Raw genomic sequence first — 13,459 nt, 5'->3', positions numbered from 1 at the left:
TAGATGCTGAAAAACGGCGCGCCAGCACGCGTGGTCCGCCAGTCTCCGTCCCGCGCCCATTGCCTGTGTAGCCGGCCATTTTACGCGTTGAACAAATTTGGCTGTTGCGGCGGCCCGGCGCTCACCGCGGCGGCCACCAGCACGTCCAGCCCCGTCGACGCGAAAACCTGAGCGAGGGTGGTCACCGGCGGCTCGTCGGTGACCAGAAGGTCCACCGCGTCGGAGCCGAAAGCGTGGACCAGCGCGCTATGGCCGAATTTCGCGTGATCGGCGGCGACCACGCGCTGGTCGGCCTGCGCGAAAGCGGCCTGCGCAAAGGCGACATCGGCGGGGAGCGCGTCCATGAAGCGCCCTTGCAGATCGACCGCGGTGACCGAAACGATCGCGTAGCGCACGTGAAACTGCCGCAGAAACGCCAGCACGCTGTCGCCGAACGCGGCACAGTCGTCCGCCCGTAACTCGCCGCCCGCGATAAACACCCGGTTGCCATTGCGCGACGCCAGCACGCGCGCGACTTCGATGGAATGAGTGACGACGGTGAGTCTCGAACGCGCCGCGAGCGCTTGCGCGATATGCACGCAGGTTGTGCCGCCGTCGAGGATCAGCGAATCGCCGTCTCGCACCAGCTCGGCGAGGCGCGCGCCGATTGCCCGCTTGCCGTCGAGGCTCGCCGCCATCCGGCGCTGGAACGGCGGCTCGTCGAGCCGCTCGGGCAGCATGACGCCGCCGTGGACCTTGATCAGCAGGCCGTCGGCGATCAATGGCTTGATATTGCGGCGGATGGTTTCGTCGGAGACGTCGAACTGGCCCGCGAGATCGGTGATCGTGCAAGTGCGCTGTTCGCGGACGAGCCGCAGGATTTCGGCCTGGCGTTGATTGGAGAGCATGGGAATCGGGCGCTGGAGATCGTCTGAGTCTAGCAAATGTCACGTTTTTGCAGCGTTATTTTCCACACGTTGCCATGGAAAGCCACATGTCGTTTGGCGCGTCGTCTTTCACAGTGCAGTTCGATCTCAGGCCGCGCCCGAATGCAGCATCCGCCGATGACCGCCGCGTGACACCGGTCCAAACACCACACACTGGCGATCACGTTGCATTTCGTGTTTTTTTGAGGCAATCTACGCGCAACCCACCCACGAATTTCCACACATGTCCACATCGATTCCCACTCATGCTCGCGTCGTCATCATCGGCGGCGGCATCATCGGCTGCTCAGTGGCCTACCATCTGACGAAACTGGGTTGGACCGATGTCGTATTGCTGGAACAGGGTCAACTGTCTTGCGGCACCACGTGGCACGCGGCCGGCCTGGTCGGCCAGTTGCGCGCGCAGGAGAGCATGACGAAGCTGATCCGCTACTCGACCGCGCTCTACGCCGAACTCGAAGCCGACACCGGTCTGGCCACCGGCTGGAAGCAATGCGGCTCGTTATCGGTCGCGCGCACCGCCGAACGGATGACGCAACTCAAGCGCACCGCCGCTGTCGCCCGTGCTTACGGCGTGACGTGCGACGTGATCAGCCCGCAGGAAGCCGGCGACCTGTGGCCGGTCATGCGCACCGACGACCTGCTCGGCGCCGTCTGGCTGCCCGGCGACGGCAAAGCGAACCCGACCGATCTCACCCAGGCCCTCGCTCGCGGCGCCCGCCTGCGCGGTGCGCGGATCTTTGAAAACACGCGGGTCACCGCGGTCCACACACGCAGCGCGCAGGACGGCAAAGCGAGCGGTGCGCGCGAAGTTAGCGGCCTCGCGTGGCGCAACAAGGATGGCGACGAAGGCGAGATCGGCGCGGACATCGTCGTGAATTGCGCGGGCCAATGGGCCAAAGCCGTCGGCCGCCTGGCGGGTGTGACCGTGCCGCTGCATTCGGCCGAGCACTACTACATCGTCACCGAACGCATTGCCGGCGTGCATCCCGATCTGCCCGTGATGCGCGACCCGGACGGCTTTATCTACTTCAAGGAAGAAGTGGGCGGCCTCGTGATGGGCGGTTTCGAACCGGACGCGAAGCCGTGGGGCATGAATGGCATCCCCGAGAATTTCGAATTCCAGTTGTTGCCCGACGACTGGGACCAGTTCGAAATTCTGATGAAAAACGCGCTGGAACGCGTGCCCGCGCTTGAAACCGCGCAGGTGCGGCAGTTCTACAACGGCCCGGAATCGTTCACGCCGGATAACAACTTCATGCTCGGCGAAGCGCCGGAGTTGCGGCGCTTTTTTGTCGGTGCAGGCTTCAACTCGATGGGGATCGCGTCGGCGGGTGGCGCGGGCATGGCGCTCGCCGAGTGGATCGTCGCAGGCGAGCCGACGATGGACCTGTGGCCGGTCGATATCCGGCGCTTCGCGCGCTTCAATGGCAACGATACGTGGCTGCACGATCGCGTGAAGGAAACGCTGGGGCTGCATTACGCGATGCCGTGGCCGAATCGCGAACTCGACAGCGCGCGCCCGTTCAGACGCTCGCCGCTGTATCCGATGCTGCGCGACGACGGCGCATGCTTCGGCAGCAAGATGGGTTGGGAGCGCGCGAATTTCTTCGCGCCGACGCCCGCCCAGGCAAAGATCGACTACGCGTTCGGCCAGCAGAACTGGCTGCCATGGAGCGGCGCTGAACATCGCGCGTGCCGTGAAAATGTCGCGCTGTTCGACATGACGTCGTTCTCCAAATTTCTCGTCAAGGGACGCGACGCGGAAAACGTCCTGCAACGCATCGTGGCCAACGACGTCGCCGTGCCCCCAGGCACCACCGTCTACACCGCGATGCTCAACGAACGCGGCGGCTACGAGTCGGACTTCACGCTCACGCGTGTCGCCGACGATCAATACCTGCTGGTCACGGGCACCGCGCAAACCACGCGCGACTTCGACATGATCGACAAAGCGATCCCATCCGATCAACACTGCACGCTGGTCGACGTCACCGGCCAGTACGCGGTGCTCGCCGTGATGGGACCGCGTTCGCGTGAACTGCTGCAAAGCGTATCGAAAGCGGACTGGAGTCACGACGCGTTCGGCTTCGGGCAAAGCCGTGAGGTCGATCTCGGTTACGCGACCGTGCGGGCCACGCGACTCACTTACGTCGGCGAACTGGGTTGGGAGCTCTACATACCGGTCGAATTCGCGGTCGGCGTGTACGACGCACTGCATGCAGCGGGCCAGGCGTTCGGCCTCGTCAATGCGGGCTATTACGCGATCGACTCGTTGCGGATCGAGAAAGGCTATCGCGCATGGGGCCGCGAACTCACGCCGGATACCAATCCGTTCGAAGCGGGTTTGTCGTTTGCCTGCAAGCTCGACAAGGACATTGCGTTTCGTGGACGCGACGCTTTGCTCAGGCTACGCGATGAACCGCGGCGCCGTCGCATGGTGGTATTGACCGCCGACGGCGCCAGCGATCGCATGCTGTGGGGCGGCGAAGCGATTTTGCGCGACGGAAAGCCGGTCGGCTTCGTCAGTTCGGCGGCATTTGGGCACACGCTCGGCTGTCCGGTCGGTATGGGTTATGTGAACAATCCGGACGGTATCGCGGATGCAGAGTACCTTCTAAACGGTCGCTACGAGATCGATGTGGCCGGCGAACTGCTGCCGGCAACCCTGCATCTGAAGGCCCCTTACGATCCGCGCGCCGAGCGGGTGAAAAGCTGACGCACGTCTCACTCGACGCCCGCTTTTTTGCCGTGCTTGAAAACACAGGTGAACCACGCAAGCGCGACCCGCGTGTGCAACGCGCGCGCCGCCGCGAACAGTTCGGCCTTGTGCGGCACGATCGGCGGCAAGTGCAGCCGGCAGATCAACGTAACCAGATAGCCTGCCGCGGAAAGCATCGCCCAGCCGATCAGTGGCATGACGGGCACTGCGAAGCGCCCTGCTAGCGGCCTCATTCAATTGACCCCGGGTGCCGACGCCGCGCCATTCGCGACGCGGCTGGCCGCCTCCTGCGCGGCGAGTGCGTCCTTGCGTTGCTGGACCTGCTGCGCAAAGATCGGATTCACTTCGGGATACGATGTATCGGTGACGTAATCCCGCCCATCTCGCTGGGCGTCGATCAATTCCTGATACACCTGGGCGCGCGTCTTTCCCTCTGCCAACGCGCTTAACGAAGCAGCCAGAATGACAACGGACAATGCGGCAATCGCGATCTTCTTCATGATGAACTCCAACGAATGTTGTGCGGGTTCGCATCAGGAAGAACCACGACGTCGCCGCATTTATTCCTGCTTCATCGATGCCGGAAAAACAAATGTCGGAGCGGGAATAAAGTCGTGGGAAGATGGGTTGGCAGGCGGTTTCCAGCACCGGAGATACGTCGCGATGTCATGCTTCCCGCGCGCCTGAAACAATCGAGGTTCGCATCCGGGAGCGCATGGAATAAATCCGCGCGTGCGCGTGTTCACCCATCAATAGCAGCCACCCGATGCACTCAATGCCATGACCTCGTCCCACCTGCCGCCCGACTCACCGCTATCGGAAGCCGACATTCAGGCTTACGCCGACGGCACGCTCACGCCGGAGAGAGCCGCGTATTTGCGGGACTATCTCGGCCGCGATCCGGCGGAAGCGCGGCGGGTCGCGTTTTACGGCAGACTCAACGCGCAGATTCAGGCAGCCTTTCAAACAGCCGACGAACCCGAAACCGGCCGCATCGACACATGGCGCCGCGCATTCGAGCGCATGCAGACCAACCGGCGTTCACGCCGGCTGATCAACGCGGTGGTCATGCTGGTTCTGGTGCTGGCCACGGCAACCGGCTGGCTGGCGGCGACTCAGGTGTCCGCGCAGGGGCTCAACAACGCCGCGATGATGGGCTTGGCCGAAACCGATGCACGGCATTTTTCGGCGGCGTCGCCGACCGTTAGCGACGCCTCCGCGCCGAACCTGACAGCAATCGGACTGCGGCTGGTCGATCGACGGGTACTCCCGCTCGGCTACTTTCAACGCGCCACCGAGTTCGTTTATCTGAATGCCGACAATCTGCCGGTGGTCGTGATATCGACGCTCGCGCTGCTTGCGCCCGCGCAACCGCAGTGGTCCGCGCGGCGCATCGGCGACATCCGGCTGTTGACGTGGACCGCGCAACACCAGCGCTTCGTGGTGGCCGGCGGCGCCCGCACCCACGGCCTGATGCGCGCCGCCGACGTATTGACCGCGTCATGAAATCAAACGGCAGTTGGCGATTGTTCGCGGCTTCCATCAGACCGGGGGAATAAAATGCGCGCACGCGTGTTCGCAGTTTCAGTCGCAGTTGCAATGCGTCCGCCAGCCTCGGTTGCCGCGCGGACAATCTTCTGGGTGGCCAGCGGCTTCATGCCCGCGCAAAGCCCCTCGATCGGGATGAAAAATGGATGTCCGTGACGAGTTGATGGAACACGTGCCGCGCTTGCGGCGCTATGCACGAGCGTTGATCAACAATCGCGATCTCGCCGACGATCTGGTGCAGGACACGCTCGAACGCGCGCTCGGCCGCACCGGCATGTTTCAGCCCGGCACCGACCTGCGCGCGTGGCTGTTCACGATCATGCACAACGTCTTCGCCAATCAGGCACGCAAGGCGTCGACGCGCGCAGTCCACGTCGCGGTCGACGACGACAGCGTCGCCGAAAGCGAATTCGCCGTGCCGTCCGATCAGACGCGCTCACTGGAAATGCGCGACCTCGACTACGCGTTGCAGCGTCTGCCGATGGAACAGCGTGAAGTGGTGCTGCTGGTGGGTCTCGAAGAAATGAGTTACGCCGACGTAGCGCTCGCGCTGAACATCCCGATCGGCACGGTGATGTCGCGGCTTTCCCGCGGACGCGAGCGGCTTCGGGCATTGATGGCGGGCGCGCAGCCCGGTGCGAAATTACAGGTGGTGCGATGAGCGACCAACATACGCCGATCGGCGAAGAAGATCTGCACGCGTACGTGGACGGCACGCTGTCCGACGAACGCCGTGCCGACGTGGAACGCGCGCTCGAACAGAACCCCGAGATGGCCGCGCGTGTCAGCGACTTTTTTTCGCTGAACAACATGTTTCACGAGCGCTATGACCGTGTACTGAACGAACCGGTGCCGAAGCGTTTGCAGACGCCCGCGCCATCGGCGCCGCGCCGTTGGCGGATCGCCGCTAACTGGCCGCAGTTTGCCGGCATGGCCGCCGCGCTGGTGATGGGGATCGGGATCGGCGTGGGCACGCATATGGGGCAAGATGTGATCGCGCCGGTTGCGGGCGGGCTTCATCAGAGCTCGAATACGCGGCCCGTTAGCGCCGATAGCGCCGAATTGTTCGCGCGCCAGGCGGCGGTCGCACACGTCGTGTATATGCCGTCGGTCGAGCGTCCGAGCACGCTGAGCGCTGACGACCAGGAACAGGATTTCGTGCAATGGCTCGCGGACAAGCTCGGCACGCATGTGCATCCGCCGGTGCTGTCGAAGAGCGGCTTCAATCTGTCCGGGGGCCGTTTGCTGCCGGGTGCAGATGGACCGACCGCGCAGTTCATGTATCGCGGGCCGAGCGGCGAGCGCGTCACGCTGTGCATCTCGCGTCGTCAGGTGAACTCGAATACGACGGCGTTCAAGCTGTATCAGGATGGTCCGGTGAACGTGTTTTACTGGATCGACGGGGACTTCGGGTATGCGGTATCAGGCGGGATCGACCGCAAGCAACTGCTGCAACTCGCGCATGATGTTTATTCGCAGTTGACGGGGGCCGCGCCGGGTTGATAGCCGCTACGCTGCGGTGCCTGCGTGGGCGCGCGGCGCCTGGCGCGCGCCTTTATTAGCGCCTGAAGTCTGTGTCGTTATCAGGCGATGCATCGTGCGGCGCGTCGCCTGAATGCATGAAACGCAACTCGCGCGGCGTGACGCCAAGCAAGCGCCCCATCCAGTGGGCCATGTGGCTTTGATGCGCAAAGCCCGCTTCCAGTGCAATCTGGCTCGTGTTGAGTCGGCCTTGCAACAACAGGGATTTTGCGCGCTCTACCCTTCGCTGCACTACATACCGATGCACCGGCATGCCAAGCGTCTCGCGGAACAACACCTTGAAATGCGGCACGCTCAAGTCGGCCAGCGCGGCCAGTTCACTCAACGTGAGACGCTGGTCCAGATGCGCTTCGATAAATTCGAGTACCCGTGCAGCCGTTTTCGCGGCCAACGTGCGACGGCTGTTCTCCAGTGCGGGTGCGCCGCCAATCAGCCGCACGACCATCGCCGTGCATAGACTTTCGGCGTAAAGCGGATCGGACGCATCGTCGGCTTCGAGTTCGGCATGCAACGCCCACGCGAGATGCTGAAAACGCGGATCGCGCATCTGGAACTGCGGACGGAGTTGCGCATCGGCGGAATTCAACTCGAGTTGCGCGATAGTCTGCTGAGCAAAATCTTCACCGATCCACACGCTGAAAATCGTGCACGACGCTTCATCGCTCCACTGGCCGTCGAGTCCCGCCGGGATCACGTCGGCGTCGCCGTGCGCCTGAAGCCGAGAATGACGGCGCTCGTTGCACAGGCAGCGCGCCCTGACCGGCGCACCGACATGCACGCCTACCCGGTGATGTTTGAACGCCGGCATCCGGTGCAATCCCGCCGAGACGTGAACCAGTTCCGCACCAAAGCCCTGCCATCCGAGCGTTTTGCTTGAGCGCACCGTGACGCGGGCGCCGCTGTGCGGTTGCAGTAAAGGAGTCACGGCGTTCATCGGCTTACCTCGTGGAGGGCGGCAGGGTGGACGGGTATCGCGTGCGTCTGGTGCGTCTATTGTGCTGCGTTTTTACTGGCTGTGCCGGGTGCTACGAGATAACGCGATGCACGCTTGCCGTGTCGCGACAAAGACAATCATCCGAATCTGCGCAGGGCGATCTTTACCTGCGCGTTTCTTTATCGCCCTGTTCCTAAGATGACGTCATGCCAGTCATCGTCGAAGGAGCTAAACGTGTACGTGATTCTTGGTGCAGCGGGAAATGTGGGGCGAGCCACCGCGACGGCTTTGCGCCGCGCGGGAAACCATGTGCGCGCGGCGGTTCGTCACGAAACGCAACGCAGAGCGCTCGAGGAAATCGGTTGCGAAACGATCGTGGTCGATCTGTTCGATGCGGAATCGGTCGCGCATGCCATTGCCGGTGCGCGTGCCGTGCAGATACTGTGTCCACTCCCGCATCATCACGCCGATCCTGCGGCTGCGATGCGGCACATGATCGACGCAAGCGTCACGGCGTTACGCGCGGCTCCGCCGGGACAGGTCCTCGCGCTCTCCGATTATGGCGCAGAACATGTGAGCGGCACGGGTATCACGACGCTGTTTAATTATCTGGAAACACAGTTGCGCACCGTCGACGCGCCGTTGACATTTCTACGCTCCGCCGAACACATGCACAACTGGGCCCGCGTACTGCCGATGGCGCTGGCCAAAGGCATGCTGCCGAGCCTGCATCATCCGTTGGATAAGCGGTTTCCGACGGTTGCGGCACAGGATGTGGGCTTGGTCGCAGCGGGATTGCTGGTCGATGCCCGAGCTTCGCAGGGCGCGCCGCGCATCGTGAGTATCGAGAGCGACACGCGCATCAGCGCACTGGATGTAGCACGCACGATCAGCGAGTTGTCGGGGCGCGCCGTCGCGGCACTTGAACTACCGCGCGGTGACTGGACCAACGTGCTTCGGAACGGAGGACTCAGCGAACCTCACGCGTGTCTGATCGCCGATCTGTATGACGCGCACAACGCCGGTCGTATCGACGTCGAAGCCGGTATCGGCGAACGGCGCTTTGGCGCTACGACGTTAGCGCAAGTATTCGCGACGCTTGTGCCGCAGGCGGCGACGACGACGGCTGGCAGGTAATACCGCGGTTCGCCAAGCGATGCTCGCCAAGGAGACTCATCATGCAAACATGCGCTGTATACCTGCTACTGCGTGGCTCGAAGCAATCAGAACGGACCGCGGACAACAGCGCTACGGCACCTAGAGCAGACGTACGTGCGAACTCTGGCGCTGACCGTTGGCTGGCGGTATCGATAATTCTTCTGGGATGGATAGGCTGGCACGCACTGGAAGATCTGCTCAGTGCGATTCCTTCGAGCAACGACGATTTCGGGCTGTTCTGACAGCCTGAGCAGGCTGGTCACGTTGCGTTGTTTTGCGTCGCTCTTGCGTCGTTTTTGCGTTGCACGACACAACGCGATATGCGCGTGGCCTCAAACACCGGCAATATCTCGCCGGATATGACGCTACAACGCCGGCCGTCGTTTGCGAAAACAACGGCCGGCGCATGCGTATCAGTTATTCATTCTCGTCGAAATAGTGCCCAAACTTCAGCTGCTTGGTCCGGATATAGCGCTCGTTCTCTTCACGCATCGGAATCGCCAGCGCAACGCGCTCGCACACTGGAATACCGTGCTTGGACAACGTGTCGAACTTTTCCGGATTGTTGCTCATCAGTCGGACCGACGTGACCTTCAGCGTGCGCAGAATGCCCGCGGCCGAATCGTATTCACGTGAATCGTCCGGCAGGCCGAGATCGAGATTGGCCTCGACGGTGTCGCGGCCCTGTTCCTGTAACGCATAGGCGCGAATCTTGTTCGACAGACCGATGCCACGCCCTTCATGGCCGCGCAGATAGAGCAGCACACCGCACCCTTCGGCAGCGATATAGCGCAGCGCGAGATCGAGTTGCTCGCCGCAATCGCAGCGATATGAGCCCAGCACGTCGCCGGTCAGGCACTCGGAATGCAGGCGCGTGAGCACCGACGACTGATTGGCGACATCGCCCATCACGAGCGCGAGATGTTCGGCGCCGCTTTCGCACACACGGAACACATACGAGGTAAATGTGCCGTAGCGCGTAGGAAGCGTGGCGGTAGCGTCGAGAATGACGCATTCGCCGTTGGTTGTGCCCTCTGCTGCTGGCGACGGATCGTGAGACGTGAGCATGGCGTTAGACAGTATTGCTGACATGAACCCGATCAAACCGGGGATAAGGTACGGACTGGGGAGTTTACCGCTAATCGGCGCGATGCACCTGTATGTCCCTGCGCGCGGCTTGAATGCGTGCCATCGCGGCTGTCCGAAACCGCTCGAATGCGCGTTCGATAGGTCCGTCAACGCGCCGCTACCCGAGTTAAACGTTCAGCGCGCCACAGGTATTCCCGAACTACTTCGACGACGGGTCACGCCTATACTGGAATGGCCTTTCCCTCTCGACAGCGCGCCGCCTCGGCGTGCTGCACTGCGAAACGGAGCGCTCCATGACAAGCGTTGCACAGCTTCTTAAAACGAAACCGGACAACACCACCGTCTTCACGGTCGGCGCCGACGATTCCGTCTACGCCGCAATCAAGCTGATGGCCGAAAAAGGCATCGGGGCACTCGTGGTCACAGACGGCGACAGCATCGCCGGAATCATTACGGAGCGCGACTATGCGCGCAAAGTCGTGCTGATGGACCGTTCATCGAAGGAAACGCCGGTACGTGACATCATGAGCCGCGCGGTGCGCTTCGTGCGCCCCGACCAGACCACCGACGACTGCATGGCGCTGATGACCGAGCGTCGCATGCGCCACTTGCCGGTGATCGAGAATGACCGGCTGATCGGCATGGTGTCGATTGGCGATCTGGTGAAGAACATCATCGCCGAACAGCAATTCACTATTCAGCAACTCGAGTTCTACATACACGGCGAGCGCCCCTGAGTCGCGTACTGCTGGTGTGGCTCCAGCTGCACGGATCATCGCGGAGTTGCTCTATCAGACTCGTAACGACGTAAAAAAAGCCCAATCCTTCAACAGGTTGGGCAAAGCTACCTTGCGGCAGCGGAGGTTCCTTGAGCTCTGATACAGCGGCGAAAACGGCGTTCGATTCCGGTCTTCCAGCGCGCTGCCTGAATACGTTCGCGATGTCGGGCGCGTGACCCACGCGTGGTCCCGCACCCTTCGCGATTTAAAACGATTGATTGGTAACGCCTCTCGCGGACGAGACTGGATGGCTTGAGTTAAACGAACGCGGCTGCATTAACGCCCGCGTGCCTGCTTGAGTGCCTCGAGCGAATTCAACTGGCGGCTAGACCACGTCGCCAGCCGCCGCATTCACACAACCACGCCGCCCCAATTCAGTTACCGAAATAAATCGGCTTCATGCCCGTCGACGGCTCGACCATGCCACCGGATTGCGACGAACCGCTCATCGCGCCGCCATAGCCGCTGGTATCGGCGACCGGCTCCTGGGTCTGCGCGACCGCTGGGTTCTGTGCTTCGACACGATGTTCCGCAGCCTGAACATCGGCAGGATACGTGGCGTCGTTGGCGGTGGCCGGGTTGTAACCCGCGTGCTCCAACTGGATCAATTCGCTTCTCACTTCAGCACGGGTCGCGGGCTGTTGACTCGCCTGCGCAAATGAAGCGACTGGGGTTGCAAGAACGGCTGCAATGGCGACTGCCTTGATAAGCGATTTCATGATGACTTACCTCCAGATCTGGTTTTATTTGCGTCGCTTGTCACACCCGTGAGAAGCGAGTGGTTTGAGTCTAGTCACCAGATTGACGAGGGAAAACCCTTGATTTAGAGATAGATAATTGCTGAAACCGCAAGGATTCTAAAGAATTTACCGCATTCAATGCCCCATGATTGGGCTATGCCGTAATAATTGTCGGAAACGAAATCTGATGTGTCTGACGTTTCAAAAATACGTCTGATGTGAGTGGCATTTTCCATAACCCGCTTTATGCCTGGTTGAATCTACGCGCGCCGCTATGCACCAGAATGTGGCGTGAAATTCGGGCTGACGAGTAGTTTGCGTGGCCCACTGACAAAACCGCTTCCCGGTTCAAAAAATCGCAAAGGCAAATGCATTTCGCGCGATAAGCCGATTCGCGTCGTCACGCCAATTGGCGTATCCCCTATCTCCATTACGCCGATCCATAAATCACGTCCCGCGCACAGATCCCACCCGTCGAATAACGGTCCGATGCCGAGCGCCATCGTGAGCCGGCCGGGGCCTCGCGCGAGATCGCGCAGCGGCACGCCGGGACGCCGCGCCTCCATCAACGGAAGACCTTCGAGCGGTTCGATCGCGCGAAACAGGATACCGGCGCCGACCTCCTCCGCTTCGGCGGACATGTTCAACATGTACGACAGTCCGTACGTAAGTCGCACATAAGCGTGGCCCGGCGCGAGAAACATCGAACCGTTATGCGGACGCCGTCCGATGAACGCGTGACTGGTCGAATCGCCCAGTGGATAAGCCTCGGTCTCGACAATCCGGCCACTCATGCGCCCTTCGGGCAGGTCGTGAACCAGGTATTTGCCGATCATGAAACGCGCCAGCGCAATGGTGTCGACAGGGAGATCGCTCCGCCGCAAGCGGCGAATCGGGAGTAATTCTTTTCGCATGCGCCCAATCCTTGTCTCGCTAAAACGCGTTGCCCCATCATTTATGAAAATCACCAGATGCGATTATGCAAATAGTGAGAACTTCGCGACTCGCACGCAATAAACCGTGAATGAAACGAATGCACAAACCACGCAACTCCGGAATAAAACAATTCCCTGATCCAGCGCTACGACGCCATCGGGCTGCCTTCATCGGCCCATTCGTTGTAGCAAAGCCTCATTTCGGCACAGCGTAGCATTCAACATGGCACTAATTGCGGTATCGTGTGGCTCCAGCCAGTTGCACAGGCTCTGTCGGCTCGTGCACGCTTCGGCGTGCCCAAATTGCCTACAGTTTTGAAAGCTTCAGTACGACTCGCGGCACGTTCCATTCAGATTTAATTCCGATTTACCCGTTGGTGTAGCAAATCGTCCCCACCTGGGGACTGCATACTTAATGACAATAGGAGAAAGTTGAATGAAAGCATTCCCGGCAATCAAGATGATCGGTGGCGCGCTGATCGTTCTGGCGTCCATCAATGCCTACGCACAAGCGAGCGATGCAGCTCCCGCGGCCGCGTCGGCAGCGCCGACTGCCAAGCAGACCCGGGCAGCTAACCGCTCGCTGAGCCGCAAGGTCCGCAGCGCACTGGCAAAGACGAAGGGCCTGAGCGTATCGAACATCACCGTGCGCGCGCGTGGTGGTGACGTGACGCTGCAAGGTTCGGTGCCGCAACAGGAAATGGTCGATATCGCTACGCAAGCAGCGCAAGGCGTCGCTGGCGTGACTTCGGTCAAGAACGCGCTGACGATCCGTGCTGAAGGCCAATAAGCCGCTAGTCTGGATGTAGAGTAATACGCGGGCGCCGGTGTCTTTGCGGTACGACGTTGGCGCCCGGCTTCAAATTTTCAGGTTTCGCGGCGGCGCGCTCGCGCCGGATTCAGCATTCCCCTCGCCGCACGTTGCGTCGTTCTGCGCAATCCTTTTGCTTAAAGAAATCATCGCCGTCTGGCAGCCTGCGCAATCAAATTCGGGCGGCATAATGACGGATTCCCGCTGATGACGCCCCATCACGCGACAAAACCTCGTCCGATAAAAATTATCCTTTATAATTTAATAAGTTAGAC

The 13,459-nt window shown here is 61.2% G+C and carries 13 protein-coding genes and 1 pseudogene; 7 read left to right on the top strand and 7 right to left on the bottom strand.

Annotated features, from left to right (window positions below):
- Window positions 1–80 precede the first annotated feature (80 nt).
- The gene (locus LMG28727_RS28845; protein WP_201645739.1) at window positions 81–887 is read right to left on the bottom strand and encodes a DeoR/GlpR family DNA-binding transcription regulator; all 807 of its coding nucleotides are present in this window, start codon (window positions 885–887) and stop codon (window positions 81–83) included.
- Window positions 888–1,149: 262 nt separating this feature from the next.
- Here LMG28727_RS28845 and LMG28727_RS28840 point away from each other — a divergent pair, with 262 nt between their 5' ends.
- Complete coding sequence (locus LMG28727_RS28840) at window positions 1,150–3,645, top strand: GcvT family protein (RefSeq protein WP_201645738.1); 2,496 nt, start codon at window positions 1,150–1,152, stop codon at window positions 3,643–3,645.
- 32 nt (window positions 3,646–3,677) lie between these two features.
- Here LMG28727_RS28840 and LMG28727_RS28835 read toward each other — a convergent pair.
- Window positions 3,678–3,845, bottom strand: a pseudogene (locus LMG28727_RS28835) (cytochrome b); the annotation flags it as partial.
- A gap of 36 nt (window positions 3,846–3,881) precedes the next feature.
- Window positions 3,882–4,148: a DUF4148 domain-containing protein gene (locus LMG28727_RS28830; RefSeq protein ID WP_201645737.1), complete on the bottom strand. Its 267-nt coding sequence runs from the start codon at window positions 4,146–4,148 to the stop codon at window positions 3,882–3,884.
- A 280-nt stretch (window positions 4,149–4,428) separates the two neighbouring features.
- Here LMG28727_RS28830 and LMG28727_RS28825 point away from each other — a divergent pair, with 280 nt between their 5' ends.
- The 3 genes from LMG28727_RS28825 (at window position 4,429) to LMG28727_RS28815 (ending at window position 6,699) form a co-directional block, all read left to right on the top strand.
- Window positions 4,429–5,154 carry an anti-sigma factor family protein gene (locus LMG28727_RS28825; protein ID WP_201645736.1) on the top strand — a complete coding sequence of 242 codons (726 nt, stop codon included), beginning with the start codon at window positions 4,429–4,431 and terminating at the stop codon, window positions 5,152–5,154.
- 184 nt (window positions 5,155–5,338) lie between these two features.
- The gene (locus LMG28727_RS28820) at window positions 5,339–5,857 is read left to right on the top strand and encodes a sigma-70 family RNA polymerase sigma factor (protein WP_201645735.1); all 519 of its coding nucleotides are present in this window, start codon (window positions 5,339–5,341) and stop codon (window positions 5,855–5,857) included.
- A complete protein-coding gene (locus tag LMG28727_RS28815) occupies window positions 5,854–6,699 on the top strand; it encodes an anti-sigma factor family protein (RefSeq protein ID WP_201645734.1) in 846 nt (281 codons plus the stop codon). Before LMG28727_RS28820 ends, LMG28727_RS28815 begins: the two co-directional genes overlap by 4 nt.
- A gap of 55 nt (window positions 6,700–6,754) precedes the next feature.
- On the opposite strand, the gene LMG28727_RS28810 is transcribed toward LMG28727_RS28815, so the two are convergent.
- Window positions 6,755–7,672: an AraC family transcriptional regulator gene (locus tag LMG28727_RS28810; RefSeq protein ID WP_201645733.1), complete on the bottom strand. Its 918-nt coding sequence runs from the start codon at window positions 7,670–7,672 to the stop codon at window positions 6,755–6,757.
- Between the two features lie 234 nt (window positions 7,673–7,906).
- Here LMG28727_RS28810 and LMG28727_RS28805 point away from each other — a divergent pair, with 234 nt between their 5' ends.
- Window positions 7,907–8,809: an NAD(P)H-binding protein gene (locus LMG28727_RS28805; protein WP_201645732.1), complete on the top strand. Its 903-nt coding sequence runs from the start codon at window positions 7,907–7,909 to the stop codon at window positions 8,807–8,809.
- A 438-nt stretch (window positions 8,810–9,247) separates the two neighbouring features.
- Here the strand turns inward: LMG28727_RS28805 and ribA are convergent, their stop codons facing one another.
- Window positions 9,248–9,898, bottom strand: a complete 651-nt coding sequence (ribA, locus tag LMG28727_RS28800; RefSeq protein ID WP_201645760.1) for a GTP cyclohydrolase II — start codon at window positions 9,896–9,898, stop codon at window positions 9,248–9,250.
- A 314-nt stretch (window positions 9,899–10,212) separates the two neighbouring features.
- On the opposite strand from ribA, the gene LMG28727_RS28795 reads away from it, so the two are divergent.
- Window positions 10,213–10,656: a CBS domain-containing protein gene (locus tag LMG28727_RS28795; protein WP_201645731.1), complete on the top strand. Its 444-nt coding sequence runs from the start codon at window positions 10,213–10,215 to the stop codon at window positions 10,654–10,656.
- Between the two features lie 416 nt (window positions 10,657–11,072).
- Here LMG28727_RS28795 and LMG28727_RS28790 read toward each other — a convergent pair whose 3' ends face one another.
- Together LMG28727_RS28790 and LMG28727_RS28785 are read right to left on the bottom strand one after the other, a co-directional pair.
- Window positions 11,073–11,417 (bottom strand): DUF4148 domain-containing protein, encoded by a 345-nt coding sequence (locus LMG28727_RS28790; protein ID WP_201645730.1) that lies wholly within the window; start codon window positions 11,415–11,417, stop codon window positions 11,073–11,075.
- A gap of 293 nt (window positions 11,418–11,710) precedes the next feature.
- Window positions 11,711–12,352 carry a DNA-3-methyladenine glycosylase gene (locus tag LMG28727_RS28785; RefSeq protein WP_201645729.1) on the bottom strand — a complete coding sequence of 214 codons (642 nt, stop codon included), beginning with the start codon at window positions 12,350–12,352 and terminating at the stop codon, window positions 11,711–11,713.
- A gap of 457 nt (window positions 12,353–12,809) precedes the next feature.
- Between LMG28727_RS28785 and LMG28727_RS28780 the strand changes: the two genes are divergently transcribed.
- Window positions 12,810–13,163: a BON domain-containing protein gene (locus LMG28727_RS28780; protein WP_201645728.1), complete on the top strand. Its 354-nt coding sequence runs from the start codon at window positions 12,810–12,812 to the stop codon at window positions 13,161–13,163.
- Window positions 13,164–13,459 lie beyond the last annotated feature (296 nt).

Origin of the sequence: Paraburkholderia metrosideri, from assembly GCF_904848625.1 — a bacterium.
Lineage (GTDB): Bacteria > Pseudomonadota > Gammaproteobacteria > Burkholderiales > Burkholderiaceae > Paraburkholderia > Paraburkholderia metrosideri.
Note: the sequence above shows the minus strand (reverse complement) of the source record. Positions and strands in the feature narration are given on the sequence as shown.